Source organism: Nocardioides sp. (assembly GCA_037045645.1).
Taxonomy (GTDB): Bacteria; Actinomycetota; Actinomycetes; order Propionibacteriales; family Nocardioidaceae; genus Nocardioides.
In genome coordinates, this window is record JBAOIH010000005.1 from 1 (window position 1) to 21,650 (window position 21,650).

At 68.9% G+C, this 21,650-nt stretch carries 15 protein-coding genes; 9 read left to right on the forward strand and 6 right to left on the reverse strand.

What is annotated here, in order from left to right; translation table 11 throughout:
- From V9G04_16090 to V9G04_16105, 4 genes are all read left to right on the forward strand, one after another.
- Window positions 1-2,054: hypothetical protein (locus V9G04_16090; GenBank protein ID MEI2714763.1), on the forward strand; the 2,054-nt coding region annotated here is incomplete at its 5' end.
- The gene (locus V9G04_16095; protein ID MEI2714764.1) at window positions 2,051-2,410 is read left to right on the forward strand and encodes a hypothetical protein; all 360 of its coding nucleotides are present in this window, start codon (window positions 2,051-2,053) and stop codon (window positions 2,408-2,410) included. The genes V9G04_16090 and V9G04_16095, both read left to right, overlap by 4 nt.
- Window positions 2,407-3,243 carry a vWA domain-containing protein gene (locus tag V9G04_16100; protein MEI2714765.1) on the forward strand — a complete coding sequence of 279 codons (837 nt, stop codon included), beginning with the start codon at window positions 2,407-2,409 and terminating at the stop codon, window positions 3,241-3,243. Before V9G04_16095 ends, V9G04_16100 begins: the two co-directional genes overlap by 4 nt.
- On the forward strand, window positions 3,240-4,334 hold the full coding sequence (locus V9G04_16105) for a hypothetical protein (protein MEI2714766.1): 1,095 nt from the start codon (window positions 3,240-3,242) through the stop codon (window positions 4,332-4,334). Before V9G04_16100 ends, V9G04_16105 begins: the two co-directional genes overlap by 4 nt.
- A 12-nt stretch (window positions 4,335-4,346) precedes the next feature.
- Here the strand turns inward: V9G04_16105 and V9G04_16110 are convergent, their stop codons facing one another.
- The gene (locus tag V9G04_16110; protein MEI2714767.1) at window positions 4,347-6,437 is read right to left on the reverse strand and encodes an elongation factor G-like protein EF-G2; all 2,091 of its coding nucleotides are present in this window, start codon (window positions 6,435-6,437) and stop codon (window positions 4,347-4,349) included.
- A 295-nt stretch (window positions 6,438-6,732) separates the two neighbouring features.
- Between V9G04_16110 and V9G04_16115 the strand changes: the two genes are divergently transcribed.
- Both V9G04_16115 and V9G04_16120 read left to right on the forward strand, forming a co-directional pair.
- Window positions 6,733-8,184 carry an NAD-dependent succinate-semialdehyde dehydrogenase gene (locus V9G04_16115; protein MEI2714768.1) on the forward strand — a complete coding sequence of 484 codons (1,452 nt, stop codon included), beginning with the start codon at window positions 6,733-6,735 and terminating at the stop codon, window positions 8,182-8,184.
- A gap of 69 nt (window positions 8,185-8,253) precedes the next feature.
- Window positions 8,254-9,594: a GH1 family beta-glucosidase gene (locus V9G04_16120; protein ID MEI2714769.1), complete on the forward strand. Its 1,341-nt coding sequence runs from the start codon at window positions 8,254-8,256 to the stop codon at window positions 9,592-9,594.
- 80 nt (window positions 9,595-9,674) lie between these two features.
- Here V9G04_16120 and V9G04_16125 read toward each other — a convergent pair whose 3' ends face one another.
- The 5 genes from V9G04_16125 to V9G04_16145 all read right to left on the reverse strand — a co-directional run bounded on the left by V9G04_16125 (window position 9,675) and on the right by V9G04_16145 (window position 16,764).
- Window positions 9,675-11,864 carry a glycosyltransferase gene (locus V9G04_16125; GenBank protein MEI2714770.1) on the reverse strand — a complete coding sequence of 730 codons (2,190 nt, stop codon included), beginning with the start codon at window positions 11,862-11,864 and terminating at the stop codon, window positions 9,675-9,677.
- 23 nt (window positions 11,865-11,887) lie between these two features.
- The gene (locus V9G04_16130; GenBank protein ID MEI2714771.1) at window positions 11,888-13,108 is read right to left on the reverse strand and encodes a glycoside hydrolase family 16 protein; all 1,221 of its coding nucleotides are present in this window, start codon (window positions 13,106-13,108) and stop codon (window positions 11,888-11,890) included.
- Window positions 13,109-13,264: 156 nt separating this feature from the next.
- Window positions 13,265-13,921 (reverse strand): sulfotransferase, encoded by a 657-nt coding sequence (locus tag V9G04_16135; GenBank protein ID MEI2714772.1) that lies wholly within the window; start codon window positions 13,919-13,921, stop codon window positions 13,265-13,267.
- A gap of 1 nt (window position 13,922) precedes the next feature.
- Entirely contained in the window at window positions 13,923-14,654 is a 732-nt protein-coding gene (locus tag V9G04_16140) for a class I SAM-dependent methyltransferase (GenBank protein MEI2714773.1), read from the reverse strand.
- A 10-nt stretch (window positions 14,655-14,664) separates the two neighbouring features.
- Complete coding sequence (locus V9G04_16145; GenBank protein ID MEI2714774.1) at window positions 14,665-16,764, reverse strand: glycosyltransferase; 2,100 nt, start codon at window positions 16,762-16,764, stop codon at window positions 14,665-14,667.
- Window positions 16,765-16,801: 37 nt separating this feature from the next.
- On the opposite strand from V9G04_16145, the gene V9G04_16150 reads away from it, so the two are divergent.
- The 3 genes from V9G04_16150 to V9G04_16160 are packed head-to-tail and all read left to right on the forward strand — an operon-like array spanning window position 16,802 to window position 21,539.
- Entirely contained in the window at window positions 16,802-18,391 is a 1,590-nt protein-coding gene (locus V9G04_16150; protein ID MEI2714775.1) for a hypothetical protein, read from the forward strand.
- Complete coding sequence (locus V9G04_16155; GenBank protein MEI2714776.1) at window positions 18,388-20,019, forward strand: glycosyltransferase family 2 protein; 1,632 nt, start codon at window positions 18,388-18,390, stop codon at window positions 20,017-20,019. The genes V9G04_16150 and V9G04_16155 overlap by 4 nt, the downstream gene beginning before the upstream one ends.
- Complete coding sequence (locus V9G04_16160; GenBank protein ID MEI2714777.1) at window positions 20,016-21,539, forward strand: glycosyltransferase family A protein; 1,524 nt, start codon at window positions 20,016-20,018, stop codon at window positions 21,537-21,539. Before V9G04_16155 ends, V9G04_16160 begins: the two co-directional genes overlap by 4 nt.
- Window positions 21,540-21,650: the final 111 nt, after the last annotated feature.

Consider the following 21,650-nt stretch of genomic DNA (forward strand, 5'->3'; position numbering starts at 1 on the left):
TGGGCATGCCCGCGTCCGCGACCGGTCAGAACGCGATCGTTTTCGAACTCGAGCACGACTCGGGGCCGGTCGCGCTGCGCTGCTTCACCCACCTGCCTCCCGATGCGGCCAACCGGTATCGCCAGATCGATGAGTTCCTCTCGACCGCACCGTTGCCTCGCGTGGCACCGGTGCGTTGGGTCGACTACGGGCTCGAAGTCTCGGGGGCCCGCTGGCCCGCGGTCTTGATGCCATGGGCGCCGGGACTTCCCCTCAACGACGCGGTAGGCGACGCCGTCGAGGACCCGGCGCGACTGATGGCGTACGCCGACGAATGGCTCGCCGTGGGAGCGAACCTTGCCGCTGAGGGAGCCGCTCACGGTGATCTCCAGTGCGGCAATGTTCTGGTGGATGAGTCAGGCGTCTTCCGCCTTGTCGATCTCGACGGCTTCTATGCACCTGGTGTGACGACCGCTCCGACCGAGACCGGGCATCCCAACTTCCAGCATCCGAAGCGGTCGAAGGCTGACTGGGGACCCGACGTGGATGCGTTCAGCCTGCTCGTCGGCTATCTGTCCTTGCGCGCGCTCGCCGTCGATCCGGGGCTGTGGCGTTTCCACAATGGCGAGAATCTGATCCTTACGCAGGCCGACTTCGAGCAGCCGGCAAACACGGATGTCTGGCGCGCTCTGGCGCAGAGCCCTGATCAGGACGTACGACGTCTCGCGTCCCAACTCGAGGAGTTCTGCGGCGCCAGCAGGCCACCGACGTTGCCGCAGGTCTTGACCGCGATCCACGGTGAACCCCAGACCAGCACGGTGGTGCTGCCGATCTCGGAGCAGCAAGATCACGCGGCGTTCGGCGCAGTGTCTGCCGGCGAGGCGGCGACCGTGCTCGCGCCGGCGCCAGGCAGCAACGGCTCAGCACACTCTGCGCCGCCGGTGAACCCGGAGGCGGACTGGTGGACAGACGCCACGCCCACCGAAGCCACTGCCGCAACCGCGCTGGCGTACTCGATTCCGACTCCCGCCGCTACCCCGGCCGCTGCCGACCAGTGGTGGGACGACGGCGCGGTCGCCGGTTCACCGGGCGCAAGAGAGACAGGGACTCGGGACTACGGGGATGCTGGTCGGCCGGGCAGTGACCCCGCTCGGTTCGGCGCCGGTCAGAGAGTGGTGTGGAGCGCGCCCGTTGTCGGCGCGACCGCCGGCCTCGTGGCCGGACTGGTCGTGTGTGTGCTCCAGGTGCTGGTGTGGGCGATCCTCGGAGGGTCATCGTCGGCGGGCGGCGTCTTTCTCGTGGTGGTCGGCATGGCCCTGGCTGGGGCGCTTGCCGGTGCTGGCGTCGTGATCCGTGGTGACCTTGCGGCCAGCGTACGTCAGGGCGCCGGCGCAGCCGCGTTGTCGATCCCGGTCTCGTTGCTGTCCGCGCTGGTGTTCTACCTGGTGAGCCGGAGTGGGAGTGATACCGACTTCCAACCCGTGGTGGCACCCGCGATGGCCGTGCTGTCGGCGTGGGTTCTCGAGGCCGTCGGCATTGGCGTGGTCGTGGGCCTGTTGCGTCGCAGTGGTCGCGCTGTCGCAGCCGGCGTGATCGGGGGACTCGTCGGTGGAGCGCTGGGAGGTGCCCTGCACGCGGCTGTCCGGCCCTTCATGATCTATTCCAGGTTGGACCAGCGTTATGGGCTGGACATGACGCCGTCGGCCTTTCTCTCGGTGGCGATTTTCCTGGCGTGCGTCGTCATCGGTCTGGCGATCGGCCTCGCCGACCGGGTGACCCGACGGTTCTGGGTCGACCTGATCGAGGGCCCCGGGGCAGGACACGAGGTGGTGGTGGACCGCGAAGTCATCGACCTCGGCGGCGTTGGTGCCCACCGGGTCCGCGTCGAAGGCACTGGGGACATGCCGTGGGCCTATCTGTCGGCCGGTGCAGCAGGCCTCACCCTGAATCCCCAGCGCCCGATCGAGCTGAACGGCGTGACCCGATCGGTGGGCGAGTCGGTCCAGCTTCACGACGGAGACGTGATCCGAGTCGCCGACACCTACCTGCGCATTCGCACCAAGGCAGGTGTGTGATGGGGGTGCTCGTACGAGTCCTGGGTGCCGCTGTCGGTGCTGCGGTTTCGCTCCTGGTCGGGATCGTCGGCGTTGTAGTCCTCGGCAACAGTCCGACCGTCCCAGCGCCGAGGAAACCGGCGCCGTCCGCTGGTCCGGTGACCGTGACGGTGACCGCAGCAGCGCCGACGGCGACCCCCACCGCCACCCCCTCGTTGTTCTTCGGCCCGTTCCGGTCGACGAGCACCGCGACGGACATGACGACGCCGGACGCGGAGCAAGGCGGCCACGCGCCTGTGCCGAGCAAGGAAGCCGGCCAGGCCACGGTCACGAACACCCACGGCGGCGAACCGGCCGCACCAGGAGCACCCCAATGAGCCACGAGCAGCGCATCGACCGAGCCAATCCCGCACTGATCGTGATCCTCGTCGATCAGTCGGACTCGATGAAGATGGGCATCGCGGGGACCAACGACCCGAAAGCCTCCGTGGTGGCCGAGCAACTCAACAGCCTGCTCTATGAACTGGTGCTGCGGTGTGTGAAGACACCGCGCGAGCCACCCCGGCCGTACTTCTTCGTCGAGGTGGTCGGCTATCAAGGGGGATCCGGAACAGAGGCCCGGGTCGGCACTGCCCTGCGGATTCCGCAGCATCCGACCGGCCCGTACTCCACGACGGTGTTGGCGCAATCCCCGCTGCGCATCGGCAAACAGCGCAATGCCAGCACCGGCGCGATGGTGAATATGCCGGTCTGGATCGAACCCAAGCACGGCGGCGGCACACCGATGTGTGCGGCACTCGACTATGCGGGTCGCGTGTGCCATACCTGGGTCACTCAGCATCCGACCGCGTTCCCCCCGATCGTGATCAACCTCAGCGACGGGCAGCCCACGGACGGCGATCCAGGCGTGTGGGCTGATCGGTTGCGAAGCCTGCGGACGACGGATGGAGAAGTGCTCTTCTTCAACGTCCACATCTCTCAGTTCCAACACCGGCCGGTGGTGTTCCCTTCGACGACGGACGATCTGGAGACCGTGAATGCGCACAGGCTCTTCTCGATGAGTTCGCAGTTGCCCCCCAAGATGGTGGATGCGGCGCGTGCTCATGGCCTTGCGGTGCAGCCAGGATCGCGAGGTTTCGCCTATAACGCGGACCTGAAGTCGCTGGCTCAGTTCCTCAACGTTGGCACCAGCATCGGACGTATCGGATGAACCCGGCCGCAAGTCGTCGCACCAGTGTCGGGTGGGTCGCTTCCCTGACGATCTGGCTGCTCCTGCTGCTCGGTGCCGCCAACCTCAGCGACGCGGTACAGCGCCACCCCTGGGCCTTCCTGGTGCTCTCGATGGTTGGGGCCGGTGCCGGAGCCTTGTTGGCCGGCACGCTGGTGCGGGCGCCCGGCCGCCCCGCGTCGGTCAGGAGTCTCGCTCGTGCAGAGGTGACGCAGAGTGCGCAGGTCCCGATAGCGGCACGGCCACCACGGGTCGATCGGCAGCCGGCCCCGTCGCCGTACGAGCCGCAGCCCGAAGCACGCGGGGCGTGGCGCTTCACCGTGGCCAAGGAAGGCTCGGCGCCTGACGAAAACGACGACGCGGCCGCGATCGACAGGGCGGGGCGTTGGGCGGCGGTCAGCGACGGCGCGTCCAGTTCGTTCCGGGCAGGTGAGTGGTCTCGACACCTGTGCGACAGTTTCGTAGCCGCGCCGCCACCTGCTGACAACACAGCGGTGGAGGCGTGGCTCGGTCGGGTCGTCGCCTCTTTTCCCGAGGCCGAGAACGTGGAGGGCTGGTGGGGTGATTCTGCCAACGGGCTCGAATCCCACGCGACATTCGTGGGTGTCACGCTCATGGAGTCCGAGTCAGGCCCACGTTGGCGTGCGGTGGCGGTGGGCGATTCGATCGTCGTGCACCTGCGGCCCGGGGTCGGCGCCCTCGAACTGTTGACCAGTTTCCCGATCGCCGCCAGCGGAGGCTTCGAGTTCGCCCCCGAACTGCTGCGGAGCGGGGCGCAGGACCCGCCGCCCCTGCGCTCCATCGAGGGGCGCATGCGTTCAGGTGATTGCTGGTTGCTGATGAGTGACGAACTCGGTCACTGGGCACTCGCTGCCCACGAGGCCGGCGCTCCCGTGTGGCAGCTGCTGTTGAGTCGAGACGGGGCGGCGATCACCGAGCGGATCGGCGAAGCTCGTCGCGCCGGCACGATCCAGAATGACGACATGACCCTCGTGGTCTTGTGGGCGCCGACGCCGCCACCTCCAGCAGGTGACGGCGAGACCACGGTGATCAGACCGCTGCCCATCGGCTAGTCGACTCCAGACTCACCCCACCCGCGGCGCGACCCCCTTGGCGAGTTCCTCGGGCATCGGCTCATAGTGCGCGAACGACCGCGTGAACGTCCCCGCGCCGTGCGTGGAGGAACGTAGGTCGATCGCATACCGCACCAGTTCGGTCTGTGGCACTTCTGCCTTGATCTCGGTCAGATCGGTCCCCAGGTTGTCCGTGCCGAGCAGACGCCCTCGGCGCGCCGACAGGTCGCTCATCACGTGACCGACCAGGTCGTCGGGCACCAGCACGGACACGGTGTCGTACGGCTCCAGCAACGTCACCGAGGTGGCCGCCGCGGCCTCGCGCAGCGCCAACGCCCCGGCCGTCTGGAAGGCCATGTCGGAGGAGTCGACCGCATGCGCCTTGCCGTCGGTCAGCGTGACGCGCAGGTCCACCACCGGATACCCGGCCCGGACTCCGCGCGCCATCTGGGCGACGATCCCCTTCTCGACCGACGGGATGTAGTTGCGCGGGACCGCGCCACCGACGACCTTGTCGACGAACTCGAAGCCGGACCCCGCGGGCAACGGCTCCACCGTCACGTCGCACACGGCGAACTGGCCGTGCCCGCCCGACTGCTTGACGTGCCGTCCGTGCCCGGACGCAGGCGACGCGAAGGTCTCGCGCAACGACACCAGATAGGGCTCCTGGTCGACCGACACGCCATAGCGGGTCGACAGGCGTTCCAACGTGACGTCGAGGTGGGATTCGCCCAGCGACCACAGCACGATCTGGTGGGTCTCGGCGTTGTGCTCGATCCGCAGCGACGGGTCTTCGGCCACGACCCGGGACAACGCCGTCGACATCTTGTCCTCGTCCGCCTTCGACCGCGCCACGATCGCCGTCGGCAGCAGCGCCTCGGGCATCGTCCAGGGCTTGAGTACGACCGGCTGCTCCGGCGACGACAACGTGTCGCCGGTCTCTGCCACGGTGAGTCGCGCGATCGAGCAGAGGTCGCCCGCGACCACGGATTCGGCCGGCTCCTGGTGGCGACCGAACGGGTACGACAGCGCGCCGATGCGGGTGTCCTCGTCGTGATCGGCCTGTGCGTGGGTCCCGAAGAAGGACGAGAAGTGTCCGCTGACATGCAGTGTCGAATCCGCGGTCAGCGTGCCCGAGAAGACGCGCACCAAGGAGATCCGGCCGACGTACGGATCGCTGGTCGTCTTGACGACCTCCGCCACCAGTGGCCCGGCCGGATCACATGCCAAGGCCGGACCAGCCGCGCCCGACGGCGTGAAGGCCGCCGGCATCGGATGTGCGGCCGGATGCGGGAACGCGCGTACGACCAGGTCGAGCAACTCGGTCGTGCCCACACCCGTCATCGAGCAGACCGGGATGACCGGGTGGAACGTGGCGCGCGCGACGGCCGTCTCCAGGTCGCTCAGCAGCACCTTCTCGTCGATCTCCTCGCCACCGAGATAGCGATCCATGAGCGTCTCGTCGGCCGACTCCTCGATCACGCCTTCGATGAATTGCCCCCGCAGATCCTCGTCGTCACCAGGAGAGAGCAGATTGGCCAAGGCCGTGACCTCGTCACCGTCGCGTACTGGGACGTGCGATGGCAGCACCTTGTCGCCGAAGGCGTCCTGTGCCTCCAGCAGCACGGTGTCGTAGTCCGCTCGCTGCTGGTCGAGTTTGGTGATCACGACGGCACGCGGCATGGACACGTCGGCGCATTCGCGCCAGATGGCCCGGGTCGCCGCGTCGACCTGCTCGTTTGCGGCGATCACGAACAGGGCGCAGTCCGCGGCCCGCAGCCCGGCGCGAAGTTCACCGACGAAGTCGGCGTAGCCGGGGGTGTCGAGGAAGTTGATCTTGACGCCCTGGTGCACGACCGGCGCGACCGCGACCGACAGCGACCTCTGGTGGGCGTGTTCGGCGTCCTCGAAGTCGCACACGGTCGTGCCGTCAAGCACCGAACCGGCCCGGGGAAGCGCACCCGCGGAGACCAGGAGGGTCTCGATGAGGGTGGTCTTTCCCGAACCGGCCGGTCCGACGAGCACCACGTTGCGGATCTGATCGGGGGAGGAGACCGACAGGTCCTGGCCGGGTTGTCTGCGCTGTGCACTCTTGTCTGCCATGGCTCCCAAACTTCTCCTCGGGAGTGGCGAAAGCAAGAGGTACGCGTGTCTGTTGCGCAACATCGCCGGCAGCCGGAGGGGCAGCGGCAGACGCAGCCGGAGACGGGCGTGGCAGGCCCTCGATGCATGGGGTCAGCAAGGGCCCGCCACTGGCGTCAGGGTTCACCCCCCGACGGGGCAACTGTGGCACCGTTGCGGCTCTGCGTCAGGCGATTGGGACAAGTTTTCCTGTTCGAGAATTCGCGCCGCGGGGATCGGGATGCGCGTGGGTGTCAGGTGGTGACACAGTGGCCCTATGACGCTGGATGTACGACGCGACCTGTTCATCAACGGCCACTGGCGCGAGGCCGAATCAGGTGCCCGGTTCAAGGTCTATGACCCCGCCGATGGCAGCGTGCTCGCGGAGGTCTCCGATGGCGACGAGGGCGACGCCCTCGATGCGCTGGACGCCGCGGTCGCGGTGCAGGACGACTGGCGTCGTACGGCTCCTCGCGAGCGCAGCGAGATCCTGCGCCGGGCCTTCGAGTTGTTGCAGCGCGACGCCGACGACTACGCCGAGCTGATGAGCCTGGAGATGGGCAAGCCGGTCGCCGAGGCGAAGGGCGAGGTCGCGTACGCCGCAGAGTTCTTCCGCTGGTTCGCCGAGGAGGCCGTACGCATCTCCGGCACCTGGATGCACAACCCGGCCGGTGGCACCCGGTTGCTGACGATGAAGAAGCCCGTCGGCCCGTGTCTCTTCCTGCTGCCGTGGAACTTCCCGCTCGCGATGGGCACGCGCAAGATCGGCCCGGCCGTCGCCGCGGGATGCACGATGGTGGTCAAGCCCGCCGAGCTCACCCCCCTGACGACGCTGAAGCTGGCCGAGACGATGACCGAGGCGGGGCTGCCCCCGGGCGTACTCAACGTCGTGACCACTCACAACTCCGGTGCGCTCAGCAAGACGCTGATGGCCGACAGCCGCCTGCGCAAGGTGAGCTTCACCGGCTCCACGCCGGTGGGGAAGCTGCTCGTCGCGCAATCGGCCGGTGAGTTGCAGCGGATGAGCATGGAGCTTGGCGGCAACGCGCCGTTCCTGGTCTTCGAGGATGCCGACGTCGACGCGGCCGTCGAAGGCGCGATGCTGGCCAAGATGCGCAACATGGGCGAGGCGTGTACGGCCGCCAACCGGTTCCTGGCCCACGAGTCGGTGGCGTCCGAGTTCGCCGAGAAGTTGGCGGCCAAGATGGGTGCCCTCAAGGTCGGGCGTGGCCAAGACGAGGGTGTCCAGGTCGGTCCGCTGATCGACTCTCGCGCGGTCGAGTCGGTCTCGCAACTGGTCACCGACGCCATCCATGACGGCGCCCGCGTGGTGACCGGTGGTGGCGTACCCGATGACGAGTCCCTCAAGAACGGCAGTTTCTACGCGCCGACGGTCCTGGTGGGTGTGCCGGCAGAGGCCGAGATCAACAAGGAGGAGATCTTCGGTCCGGTCGCGCCGATCACCACTTTCACCGACGAGGCCGAGGCCGTACGCCGCGCCAACGACACCGAGTACGGCCTGGTCGCCTATGTCTTCACCCGTGACATGACGCGCACGATCCGGCTGTCGGAGGAGTTGCAGTTCGGCATGGTCGGCATCAACACCGGCATCGTCTCCAACGCAGCGGCGCCGTTCGGTGGAGTCAAGCACAGCGGTTTCGGTCGCGAGGGCGGCTTCGAGGGGATCGAGGAATACCTCGACACGACGTACGTCGCGCTGCCGGTGTAGTTCGCTGCCGGTGTAGTTCGCGGGCAGAGGGTCCGCCAGCCGAGCGCGGTGCACGCATAAGGTGAGCCGGTGAGTGACACCCCCAGATTCCCTGACGATTTCCGCTGGGGCACCAGCACGGCCGCCTACCAGATCGAAGGTGCCGTACGCGAGAACGGGCGCGGCGTTAGCGTCTGGGACACCTTCACCAGCGAGCCCGGCCGGGTGATCGATGGATCGAGCGGCGCCGTGACCTGCGACCACTATCACCGCTTCGCCGAAGATGTCGCGCTGATGCGCGACCTCGGCACCGACGGCTATCGCCTCTCGATCGCCTGGCCGCGGATCCAGCCGGACGGCAGCGGGCCTGCCAACGCCGAGGGGCTGGATTTCTACGACCGGCTGATCGACGAGTTGGTCGCAGCCGAGATCAAGCCGATGGTCACGCTCTTCCACTGGGACCTCCCGCAGGCTCTGGAAGATCAGGGTGGCTGGCTCAACCGCGACACCGTCGAGCGCTTTGCCGAGTACGCCGCGATCGTGGGCGAACGTTTCGCCGATCGGGTCGAGCACTGGGTGCCGGTCAACGAGCCCAACATGGTGATGATGTTGGGGTACGCCCTGGGCCAGCACGCGCCGGGTCGCAAGCTGCTCTTCGATGCCGTGCCCGTGGCGCACCACCTGCTGCTCGGTCACGGTCGGGCCGCTCTCGCGCTGCGCGCTGCCGGAGCCTCTTCGATCGGGTGCGCCAACAACCACGCACCGATCTGGCCGGCGAGTGATGCACCCGAGGATGTAGGCACCTCCAAACTCTTCGATGCGCTCTACAACGGACTCTTCGCCGAGCCGCTGTTGTTGGGCCGTTATCCCGTCGACCTGGCGCCGCTGCTGGACGAGTTCGTCCGACCCGGCGACCTGGCCACGATCCGCCAGCCGCTCGACTTCTACGGCGTGAACTACTACAACCCGATGCGCATCGCGGCGGGTGGTGAGGGCGCCGAGCTGCCGTTCGAACAGGTCGACGTCGTCGGCTACGACACCACCGACTTCGGCTGGCCGGTTGTGCCGGACGGATTGCGCGAACTACTGATCCTGCTGCGGGCTCGCTATCGCGCGGCACTCCCGCCGATCCACATCACCGAGAGCGGGTGCTCGTACGGCATGGGGCCCGACGCCGACGGCGTCGTCGCCGACCAGCCGCGCATCGACTATCTCGACAGTCATCTGGGCGCGGTGGCCGAGGCGATCGCGCAGGGGGTGGACGTACGCGGCTATTACACGTGGTCGCTGCTCGACAACTTCGAATGGGCCGAGGGGTTCACCCAACGTTTCGGGTTGGTGCACGTCGACTTCGAGACGCTCGTACGCACCCCGAAGCGGTCGTACGCCTGGTTCGCCGACTACATCGCCCGCCAGCGTGCGCGGGATTGAGCGCGAGATCTGCCGACTCGGCGGGAAGATGTGCCGACTCGGCGAGAAGATGTGCCGACTCGGCGGGAAGATCTGCTGACTCAGCGGGGAAGATCTGCTGACTCGGCGGGGGCGAGGACCGGGCGCGGCGACGGGATCGCCACGTCGTCGTACTCGATCCGCTCGATGCGGAAGCCCGCGCGCACGTAGAGGTCGAGTTCGGGGCCGGGGACGCGGCCGTTCCATCGTTCCCAGAAGAACACGCGGTTCTGCGGGATCCGGTGACTGCGACCGGCGGTCTTGCCTTCTAGATGGGTCAACGTCGACGTCGGGATGACCCGGAATCCGCCGGGATGCAACTCCAACGCACGCAGACACAGGTCGACGTCCTCCATCCCGTTGACGTAGTGCGCGTCGAAACCCTCCAGCCGCGCCACGTCCACCGCCCGCATCACCATCGCGGCTGCCGTGACCGCGCTGAAGCGCATCTCGCCGACGATCTGGGCTTGCTCGATGCTGCAGTTGGGCAGGAAGTGGCAGGCCAGCCCGTTGTCGGCGGGGAAGACCGTGCCGGCGGTCTGGACGGTGCCGTCGGGATAGAGCAGCACGGGCTGCGCGCCCGCGACACTGGGATCGTCCAGCGCAGCCACCACCCCCGGGAGCCAGTCGGAGGTGGAGACGGTGTCGTTGTTGAGGAACAGCACCGTGTCGCCCGACGATTGCGCGAAGCCGATGTTGCAGCCGATCGCGAAGTTCAGATTGACCGGGAGCCGGCGATAGCGGACTCGCCGCTCGCCGAGGAAGGCCGCGATCAGGTCTTGGGCCACCGAGAACGGCGAACCGTTGTCGAGGATGTTGATCTCGACGTCGGGCAGTGAGGTCGTGGCCAGCAGCGTACGGGCCGCGTCGATCGTCATCGTCGAGTCGCGGTAGGTCGGGATCACGACCGACAACCGCCCCGGCACCCGCTGTGGGACGTCCGCACGGACGCGATCCCAGTCGACCCAGGCACGTCCCAGCACGTCGAGCCAGTCGCCGTCAGCACCGGCCGCGGTGCTGCGCCGCATGACGGCCGCGGGCGTGAGTCGTTCGCTGGCGATGAAGGGAAACGCCTCGGTCGGCCCGCGCGAGGCCAACTTCAACGCGAAGTCGACGTCCGCACCCACGCCCAACGCGGCGTTGAACCCGCCGACCTCACGAGCCGCGGCGGTCGAACACACCAGCGCCCCCAGATCGACTCTGCCTCCCGAACGCAGCGTGGCCAGGTCGCCGTACCCCGCCTGCACCGTCGAGCGCCCCTCCGGGTCGTGCTGGAGCACGGCGGCGTAGCCCGACTCACGACCGGTGCCGATCAGGCGCTTGAGCGCCGATCGGAGATAGCCGGGGCGCCACCAGTGCCCACGGGTCAAGAAGGCGGCGTACGGTGCCTCGGCCTCGTCGAGCCCACGATTGCGCCAGTCCTCGCCCGGGAGGGTGCGAACACAACGGACCCGTCCGTCATGCATCACGGCGGGGCCCGCCTCGTCACCGACGAACAACAGTTCCCAACGCTGCAATTCCTGTTCCTGGGCGATCAGCAGCGCCGTCTCACGCGCGAAGTGCTGGTCGCGCCACGGCGTGATGATCGAGACCAGGGGTCCGCCCGGGCCGGCCGACCAGAGGCGGACGGGCTCGTCGAGCGGCAACGGGGCGGCATCCTGATAGGACAGATCTCGCCCGATCGCATCGTGCTCCTGTGCGACGACCAGGCCCGCGTGGTCGATCAGGGCCTCGCGTGCGTCCCCGAGGGTGAGCACCCGATCGCGATCAGCACCGGGGAGCGGCAGGGGCGTGTCCGGTGTGGCGTGGGTGAGGAAATGGCCCAGGGGGCTCAGGCCCTCCAGGTCGGTGCCCGCCGGGAGCGTACGCAGGTAGCGACCGGAGTCGAAGAGTGGGCCGGTGACGAACTCGGCCTGCTCGGGTGCGGACAAGAACTCCAGCACCTTGCGGAACTGGCCGCGCCGCCACGCCTTGTCCATCGGTTTGGGCAGCGAGCCCAGGCTCAACAGCGGGGTCGGAGGCAGACCCGCGGTCATGCCCGTCGTGAGCAGTGCGCGGGCAGCGGCGCGGCGGTCGGGGAACACCTCACCGGCCGCGGCGGCGTAGAAGGCCGGGTCGAACAGGCCAGAACGCAGCAGGGCCTGGACCTGGGCACGCAACAACCCCCCCGGCCCTTCGGCGGCCCCTGGATCGGGACCGGCCGGCGTGGGCGCGGGGGGGCTGTGGGAGTTGCCCTTGGTGGTCCGGCGCACCGGATCACCCTAGTGCGCGGGCGTCAGCCCTGGGTCTTGTCCTGCCAGACACGCACCCAGTCGACGTCGAACTCCTGCGGCAGGTTCTTCTCCCCGCCGAGCTTCTTGAGCTCGTAGTCGGACGACAGCAGGCTCAAGATGATGAACTGGCGTACGCCCGAGACACCCTTGGTGGTGCGGTAGGTCTCGCGGCCGTCGATGCGGAACACGTACGCCGACGGCGTCCACTCGACCGAGAACACGTGGTAGCGGCCCCACCACGAGTCCTTCTTGTTGGCCAGGTACTGGTTGGGCTTCTTCAAGAAGCCGCCGATCTTGTCGAGTTCACCCTTGCCGTTGGGGGCGTAGATGAAGGAGGTAAGGCCACCGCCCGTCCCGCCCTGTCCGAACCACTCGATCACGTCGATCTCGGCGCCACCGGTGTGCGCGGAGGCTGCGTCCTTGTCGAGGTGGTAGGGCTGCAGCCAGAACGACGCGTGCTGACCCTGACGCTTCTGGAACTTCATCCGCGCCGCGACCACGCCGTAGCGCAGGTCGACCTTGCCCATCGTGGAGATGTGGCCGTTGAGGCGGTACTTGAACTTTCCGATCTTCGAGCCGTCGCCACGCTTGGCCACGCACGTCTTCTTGGCCTTCTTCTTGTCGACGATGACCTTCAACTGCACCGTGCCCTTGCGGACCTTGGCGGCCTTCGGCGAGCCCTTGGAGCAACGGCGCAGACCCTGGGGGTTGTAGGTGGTGCCGCGGTGCATCCACGAGGAGCCCAACTTGCGACCGTTGAACTCGTCGGAGAAGTCCGCGGCGCCCCAGGCGCCGGCGGTAACGGGGGCGCTGCTGACGCCACCGGCGAAGGTCACGCGGACCTGGCTGCCCGACAGGCTGGGCTTGAGGGTGAACTCGGCCGCGCGGGAGCGGTTGACCTTGGTCTTGGAGACGGCGACCCAGTTGGTGCCGTCAAAACGCTCCAGGGTGGCGGCCCGGCCCTTCTTGGAAGCGGGGCTCGTACGCGCGGAGGCGACGAACTTGGCCTTGTTGGCCGACGCCTTGCCCTTGCCGGGCTGGGCGATGCCGGGCAGCACCGTCAGGGCAGCGGTCTCGGCACGGCGCTCGACCGACTGATTCTGGGTGGAGGCGGACTCGTTGGCTGCGGTGGCGCTGGTGGCTCCGCTGGCAAGCGCGAGGGCGGCGACGCCGGCGATCAGGCCGGTCAGCGCCTTCGGTGCGTTCGATCGACGATGGGACAAGGGAGTTGCCTCTCTGTTGCGTGGTGCTGTTGCTGGTGCGATTGCGGGTGACGTGGTCGAACGGGAACGGTTCCCGGGGAGTGTGATGCAGAGTCGTGAGGTCTGGTTCTCCATTCGGGCCGGTGCTCAAACGCGTCCGATCTCACGACGCAGGGCTCAAACCGAGTGTCGCTGCCCGAGTGTCGCCTGGACCCTAGCAAGGTCGAAAGGCTCGCCGAGCCAGTCGAAGAGGCCTTCGAGGGATGAGGGGTCGGCGACGTAGTCGTCGTAGTGCACGCGATAGGCCGCCTCGCCCAGTCGGACCTGCGCCTCGAGGATGCCGTCCTCGATCTGGCGCAGGTAGGCGGTGTTGTCCTTCTTGGCCCACCACTTGCTCTTGAGTACGTCCGCATGGTTGCGGGTGTTGACCACGAATCGGGCGCCGGGAAAGACTTCTTGCATCCAGGCCACGTAGTCCAGGAGGTCGGGCTGGTACCACCGGATCTCCTTGAATCCGGTGACGCGGGTGTCCGCGTCGGGCCGCAACACGGTGTCGACGAACAGGCGGCGACAATCGCGCACCGACTGCTCGACGGCGAAGTCGGAGATGCCGAAGAACGGGTGCGTGCCCTTGCGGCGGCGCTCGGGCACGCCGCGCTGACTCTCGTCGACCAGTGTCTGGTGGTAGCGAAACAGGTGATACAGCGCGCCGTTGTTCTCCCCGCGGACGAGGTAGCCCGGGATGGAGTTCAGCAGACCTTGGACCAGCGTCGAGCCGGACCGGCCGTACGTCACCACGAAGACGTAGCCGAGGTCGTCTGCTCGCGACTGCATCTCAGCGACCCGCGCCGTCGCGTCGGCGCAGTGAATACAGCGACTGACCGTCGGTCTCGCGGCCGTACGCGAACTCGTCGACCGCGAGCCCGGCCTGCCACAGCACCCGCTCGAAGTGGCCGCGTTCGAAGCGCACGCAGTGCAGCCGTCCCTTCCAGTCGAAGGGTCCGTAGCCGACCGGGTTCTCCTCACACGGGGAGACGCCGTCCTCGACGAAGGCGGTCATCACGGCGCGACCTCCGGGCGCCAGGATGCGCGCGATCGTGGCGGAGTATCCCGCGACGTCGGCTTCGAGCATGTGCGAGAAGACCGAGTACGCGTACAGCACGTCGACCGTGCCGTCCTCGGCCGGGATCGCGAACGTCGCCTCACCGTCGGGGTTGTAGCGCTCGTTGCGTTGGTCGACCAGGGAGAAGCGGGTGTGCCGGTCGGTGAGGTTGGTTTGGGCCCACTCCACCAGGGTCGGCTGCACGTCGACACCGTGGTAGTCGCGGACGTGGCCGAGTGCCTGTTTGACTCCGACGGCGAGCCGCCCGGCCCCGCAGCCCCAGTCGAGCAGGCTGGAGTTGCGGTCGAGTCCGGCGTACCGCTGCAGCACGGCGACGTCGCGGATCGCAGCATCGACGAAGTCGGCATCCTGGCGAAAGTGCGCGCCTCCCATCCGCAACCGCACGGGCGGCAGCGTCAGCTCGTGGACGGCGTCCGACGAGCGGGTGAGGGAGGCTTGCGACATGGCGGGGAGTCTACGGCCGGACGGCTGGGATCGCGGTCGTGAGGGGCACGAGTGCGTCGATCAGTTGGCGGGCCCGGGCGTCGAAGGAGTGCTCGGTGATCACCCGGTGGGCCAGGGTCCGTCGCTGCTCGTCGGTGCCGAACCGTGCGCGCCAGTCGCCGCTGGTGATCCGCGCGAAGTCGTCCGCGTCACGCCAGACTGCGATCGTGTCGCCGAAGAGTTCGTGCAGCCCGGCCACGTCGTCGCAGATCAGGCGGCCGGCGGCAGCGAGGACGTCGAAGGTGCGGTTGGAGACGAACCCGAGCTCGCGCATGTCGGGCCAGTGGTCGTTGAGGACGGCACCGGCTCGGGCGTACGCAGCGCCGAGTCGGTCGGCGGGCACGTGGACGCCGCTGACCGCGCCGGGCGGCAACAGGTCGGACCATCCGTCGCCGTACACCGTGAGGGGCAGGTCCAACTCGCGCGCCAGGCGTACGGAATCGCGCATCGTGGCGCGCGAGTTGCCCACGAACAGGAACTCCGGGCCGGTGTCGGGCTGGCCCACTCCGGGATAGAAGAGTCGTGGATCGGTGCACTGCAGCAGCGGCTCGATCGGCAGCCGCCACCTGCTCGTCCGGTCGCGAGCCCAGGCGGGACCGGCGGCGAACCGGCGGTCGTACGGTCGGCACTCCTCGGCGGTGACGTCGGCCGGGTGACTGATCACCCACAGCGCGTGCACCTGGTTGTCGCGCGGCGCGACCGGGACGGCTTCGAGACCGCGGATCACCAGCACGATGTCGTCGAGGTCGCGCGAGGCCCGGGCGCGGGTCTCGGGGTGATCGATGCTCACCCACTGGCCGGCGCGTTCGAGCGCGTCTTTGAGCGAGCGCGCGAAGACGTCGTCCCCCCAGCGCCGACCGCGTGGGGCCGCTGGCGCGGCGATATCGAGGGCCCAGCGCCGGGCGGGGAGACCCTCGCGGATGCGCAGCGGGTGCCCCGGCGATTCGAAACCGGCGGCGGCCAGGAGGCTTAGCGGGTGCGTGGTGGCCAACTGGTGGCTTCCAGGCACCCGAGAGCGCGGGTCGGGCACCGTCGCGCGGGCCTCCGGGACCACGTACGTCTGCCCGATCGCGGCGGTGAGCTCGCTGATCTGCCCTCCGGTGGACACCTCGGTGTCCAGCCCCGCCCGGCGCGCCGCGGCGGTGTCGACCGCGACGACTCCCGGCCAGGCGGCCTCGACCGGCAGGTGGGCCATCCGTGCCACGTCGTCGGGGGTGGTGCCGGCGAGCAGCGGCCCCCAGGTCGAGTTGGCCCGCACCGCCCGTTGAGTTGGGCCGGACTGAGCGTTGAGTTCGGCCTGGCTGTGCAGGACGGCCCCCGCGGCGACCACATCCCCGGCCGGGGTCAGCAGCAGGGCGGTCGTCGACGTGGTCGGCCCGACCTTGGGCAACAACAGGTCCAGCCAAGGCCACAGCGGTGTCTCGACGTCGGGCTCGACCAGCACGGTGATCGCGGCACTGGCGGCGGCGAGCGAGTCGACAATGCGTACGCCGGGGATCGCCGCACCGGTCCCTCTCGCCAACCTTGCCAGCACAGGATCGTCGGTCATCACCAGGATCTCGACGGTCGCAGAAATTCGGTACGCCTGGCGCAGCCAGGGCAGGAGCCGCGCGAAGTCGCGGTGCGGAAGGACCAGGGAGACGTCGGGGGCGTCCACCGGTCGCCCGTGGGCGACGGCATGGCGTACGTCGGCCAACGTCACCTTGTCCCCGAAGCGCCAGGGCAACTCGGTCTGGTCGGTCAACGACTCCCACCACTGCGCGCTGATCGTGCCCAGGAGGGGGTGCGTGCCGCGGGTGCGTTCGGGCCGACTCAGATAGAAGGACAGCGGGTCAGGCGCCTTGTCGCGCCAGCGCCCACCGGGGTAGACCCAGGTCGGTTCGAAGAGCGGGTGCGGACTCAGATCCTCGGTGGCTGCCCGGCTGACATAGTCGCGGGCGGCGGCCAGACGGTCGGCGTACGCGTGTCCGGTCTGCGCCGAGACCCACTCATGGTCGAAGATCGGACTTGTGGCGACGGTCTCGGCCGCTGCTGTGATGGAGGCGGCGGAGTCCGGCCCGGGATGCGGCACGATACCTACGATATCGCCGCCTGAGCGAGGAGGATCGGTGACGAGCGCAGCGGTCGACGCCAGGGTCCCCGCATCGCTGCGCGGGCTGTTGGAGCGTACGAAGGGGCCGGTCGCGTTGGTCGCGCTGGAGTGCCCCGACTTGGTCGGCGAAGTCACCACGAACCCCGAGGGCGCTCGCGCCGTCGTACTCGCCGTGCCCGACATCGCGACGCTGCGTTCCCAGGCCCGGACGCCGGGGTTGCTGCCCGAGTTGGCACGGGTGCGCAACCTCAGCCTTTGGATCGCTTCTGCCGACGCCCCGGTCGTGCCCGAGGTATTGCCGGGGTGGCCGCCGTTGCGGGCCTTCGACACCCATCGCACCCGCGACGGCGGGGCGATCACGACTCTGGGGTTCGCCGGTCCCGTGGACGCGAGCGAGGTCGTACGCACTCTGGCGCGAACTGCCGGGACCACCACCCTCGACCACGCTGGTCTCGTCGTGGCTACCGAGGTGGACGACGACGCGAAGGTGCCACCCGACCTGGTCTTGAGTGACAACGCAGCGAGTCAGCCCAACGAGGTCACCGGGCGCGCGGCAGTTAGAGCCCCGATGCCGCCACCTGTCGACGAAGGCGTCTTCAACCCGATCGGCTTCCGGCGCGACTGGACTCGTGACGTGGTCGATCTGCCGCCCGGTCCGGTGACCCCTCACACCATCCGCGCCCTGCGCGACGCGTGGGTCGTACGCATCCCCGCGAGCCTGCGCCAAGCCGAAGCCGACGCGGCGGCGCTCGCGATGGCCGGAGTCCCCGTGTGTGTGGGCGAGCCGCCTGCGCGCTGGCGCGATCCACTGATCCGCGAGGAGGACAGCCTGGCCACCCGCCGCGAGGCGCTGCGCAGTCGGTCCACGTTGGCGTGGCGGGTGGACGCGGCCGGTGAAGGGATGCGTACGACCGGACTCCCCACCGTGTCGATCGTGCTGACCACGCGCCGACCGGAGATGCTGCCCTTCGCCTTGGCGCAGATTGCCAAGCAGGCCCCTGCTGAGGTGGTCGTGGCCGGGCACGGCTTCGCGCCGGATGCCCAGGTCGTACGCCATGCGCTCGGTGATCGCCCCGCGACCGTGCTCTGTCTCGACGGCGACACCCTCTTCGGTGACGCGCTGCAGCAGGCGACGTTGGCTGCGTCGGGCGATGTCGTAGTGAAGTTCGACGACGACGACTGGTACGGCCCGGACGTGATCACCGACCTGTTGTGGGCGCGCCGCTACTCGGACGCCACACTTGTCGGCATGCCCGCCGAGTTCGTCTATCTCGAACCGCTCGGGATCACCGTGCGGCGGCCGGGGCCGACCGAGGTCTTCGGCTCCGTGGTGGCGGGCGGCACGATGATGATCGGCCGTGCCGACCTGCTCTCGCTGGGCGGCTGGCGCTCGGTCGCGCGGTTCGCCGACGCGCAGTTGCTGGGGGCCGTACGCCGTGCCGGTGGCACGATCTATCGCACCCAGGGGCTGGGCTACCTGCTGCGCCGCACCTCGGACGGACACACCTGGAACCCCGACCTGGCGTATTTCCTCAACTCCACGCGCGTCGCCGCTCAATGGCGCGGCTTCGCGCCGCTGGGGTGGCTCAGTGAGGACGCGCGATGAGCCAGCAACGCGTACGCCACAACGACTGGGGCACCCTGATCCTGCCCGCCTTCGACGAGTGGGAGCCGACCAAGTCGGTGTCGGTGGTGATCCCGGCCTACGACTGCGCCGACACGTTGCCGTACGTCTTGGCCGGGCTGGCCGCGCAGACCTATCCCGCGCACCTGCTCGAAGTGCTCGTGGTCGACGATTCGCCGAGCCCGATCACGCTGCCCGAGTTGCGACCCGAACGGACCCGGCTGTTGCGTACGGCGTCCGGTTGGGGACGTGCTGCCGCCTGCCACACCGGCGCGGAGGCTGCCGACGGCGACATCCTCCACTGGCTCGACTCCGACATGCTCGCCGAAGCCGACGAGGTGGCTCGGCAGGCCCGCTGGCACGACCTCCTGGACCACGCCGTCGTCTTGGGTCAGAAGTGGTTCGTCGATCCGGCCCCGTTGTCCGGGGTGTCGCCCGAGCAGGTACGCGAGATCGTGGCTCGTGGTGAGGTCGGGACGCTATTCGCGGGCCAGGAGCGGCTGCCGCACGACTGGGTCGAGTCGCTGTACGGCCAATCCGAGGACCTGCGGCTCTCCGGCCCACGCGCCCATCGCGCGCACGTGGGGGCGTCGGCGTCGCTGCTGCGATCGCTGTATTTCGAGGCAGGCGGGATGGATACCTCCCTGCGGCTGGGTGAGGACTCCGAGTTGGGTTATCGGCTCTCCGAATGTGGCGCCGTGTTCATCCCCGACCGGCAGGCGGTGTCGTGGCACCTGGGCAATACCCAGGTAATGCGCCGCCAGGACGACGTCAACGACTACAACCTGCCGCACCTGGCGCACCGCATCCCCGACGGCCGGGTCAAGCGCGCCAGCCAGGGGCGTACGTATCTGGTGCCCTACGCCGAGGTCGTGATCGACACCGCGGGCCTGCTCGACGCCCCCGCCTCGCACCGGCACTTCATCGGCACCGTCGAGGCCGTGCTCGCCTCGACCGTCCCGGATCTGATCGTGACGCTGATCGGTCCGTGGTCGACCTTGACCGACGAGCGCGTACGCGTCCTCGACGAGCCGTTGCGTTCGCTGCGCGCGGCGCACGACATGTTCACGCCCGACCCGCGCGTGCATTTCGTGGAGTCACTGCCGCCCGGTCGCTCGCCCGCGATGGTGCGGTTGACGCTGACGTCGACGGAGTACGCGCCGGATCCGGGCACCCTCAATCGACTGATCCGCGACCTGGAGCTGACCCATCACGGCGTCCGGTCGGCGCTGCTGCCCGACGGGTTGGTGGCCCGTCTCGAACGTACGGCCGCCGTCTCGCGCGCGCGCCGGGTGGCGGAGCCGGGCGAGTCGCTCGACGACGTGATCGACGAACTGTTCGGCTCCTGGTGGGTGGAAGGGGCCGAGTTGGGCTTCGTGCCGACCGTCGAGACCTACGTACGCCGGCTGCCCGGTCGAGCCGGTCCGCCGCAGGACCCGGTGGAGGTGGCGCGCGGTCGCAAGCCCGCGAGTGCGCCGGCGGCGCCCGATGTTGTGGTGGACGATCCCGAACCCACGGTGCTGCGGCGTGTGCGGTCCCTGGCAGGGCGGGTGTTACGGCGCGCAGGGTTGGGCCGGACTGGATCCGGCCGGACTGGGTCGGGCCGGTGAGCGACCCACTGGCCGACATCGCCGCCGAGCCGCAGTCGTGGACGGCGTCGGTGCGTGACCTGCTCGACCTGCGCACCCTCGCGGTCGACGGTGGCAAGGCCCGGGTCTTCGCGATTCGGGTCGAGTCAGGCGCCTCGATCCTGCTCCGACCGCGCGCGGAATGGCCCGCCCTCGAACGACTGCGTGGCCGTCGGGTCGGCGGCGCCTGGCTGCTGGTCGCGCGCTTCGCCAAGCCGGTGCCCGTCGCCGCCCTCGTCACCGAACTGGCCCGCCAGGCGGTCTGGCGAGACGACACCGGCAACGAGGGACTATGGGTCGAGGGCTCGGGCACGTCGGCTGACGTACCACCCGACCTCGGCACGCCCGCCCCGGCGGGCGACATCACCCGGCGAGCGGTGGTCGCGCCTTTGCCGGGCCCTGCGCTTGACGAGCGGGTGCTCAACCCGTGCGGTTTCGTACGCGAGTCCACCGAAGACGTGATCTCCCTACCGGTGGACGCCGACCTCGGGGACGCTCTCGTCGCGTCGTTGCGCAGTGCCCGCGGAGTGCGGGTGGACGCGTCGACGGCTGTCGAGACGGTCGCCGGGCTGGCGATGGCAGGGGTGCCGCTGGTGTCGCCCGGCCCGCTGGATCCGGCCCTGGATGCGGTGTCGGGTTTGGTCACACGCCCGGTCGATCTGTCCGATCCGCTCGCCCGCGAGGAGCATTCGCTGGAGCTGCGACGGGCGGCTTTGGATGCGTACGGTCTGCGGTCCTGGCGTCGTCGCGTAGCGGGCCAGATCGGCGTACGACTGGCTCCCGAACCCACCGTCAGCGTGCTGCTCGCGACCCGGCGTGAGGAGATGCTCGACTTCGCGCTGCGGCAGGTGGCGCGACAGCGCGGTGTGTCGCTCGAACTCGTCTTGGCGACCCACGGCTTCGAGGTGTCGCCGGCTCGGGTCGCGGCGGTGCTCGGGTCGGTGCCGTTCGTACTCGCTCCGCAACCCGCCGAGACGCTCTTCGGGGACGTGCTGCAGCAGGCCGTGACCCGCGCCTCGGGTGAGGTGCTGCTGAAGATGGACGACGACGACTGGTATTCGCCCGACGCGATCGCCGACCTGCTGCGCGCGCGGCTGTATTCCGGTGCCGAGATCGTCGGAATGCCTGCGGACGTGCACTACCTCTCCGAGCCGGATCTGACCGTCTCGCGCGGGCACGCGGTCGAGACTCCGGCCGCGTTCGTGGCGGGCGGGACGATGATGCTCGATCGCTCCACCCTGCTGTCGGTCGGCGGTTTCCGGCCCGTACGCAAGTTCGTCGACGCGCAACTGCTCGCCGCCGTCGTCGCCGCCGGTGGCACCGTCTATCGCACCCACGGGCTGGGTTATGTGCTGCGCCGCAACCCGACGGGGCACACCTGGCAGGTCGACCTGGACTATCTGCTCGACCCGTCTCGCACCACATCGACGACGCCCGGGTTCGCCCCGAGTCGCCTGATGGAGATCGACCCCCAAGATCTGCCCTCGGAGGATCCATCATGAACATGGCCGTCGAAGCCCGCGAATTGCGCCGTACGTTCACCAGCCGCACCGAGATGTGGCGGCGTACGACCAAGACTGTCGAGGCCGTGCGTGGTGTGAGCTTCGAGATCG

Coding starts and splice junctions, on each gene's coding strand:
- V9G04_16140 (MEI2714773.1), bottom strand. CDS start 14,654: ATGTCGCAAGCCTCCCTCACCCGCTCGTCGGACGCCGTCCACGAGCTG.
- V9G04_16105 (MEI2714766.1), top strand. CDS start 3,240: ATGAACCCGGCCGCAAGTCGTCGCACCAGTGTCGGGTGGGTCGCTTCC.
- V9G04_16110 (MEI2714767.1), bottom strand. CDS start 6,437: ATGGCAGACAAGAGTGCACAGCGCAGACAACCCGGCCAGGACCTGTCG.
- V9G04_16115 (MEI2714768.1), top strand. CDS start 6,733: ATGACGCTGGATGTACGACGCGACCTGTTCATCAACGGCCACTGGCGC.
- V9G04_16100 (MEI2714765.1), top strand. CDS start 2,407: ATGAGCCACGAGCAGCGCATCGACCGAGCCAATCCCGCACTGATCGTG.
- V9G04_16135 (MEI2714772.1), bottom strand. CDS start 13,921: ATGCAGTCGCGAGCAGACGACCTCGGCTACGTCTTCGTGGTGACGTAC.
- V9G04_16155 (MEI2714776.1), top strand. CDS start 18,388: ATGAGCCAGCAACGCGTACGCCACAACGACTGGGGCACCCTGATCCTG.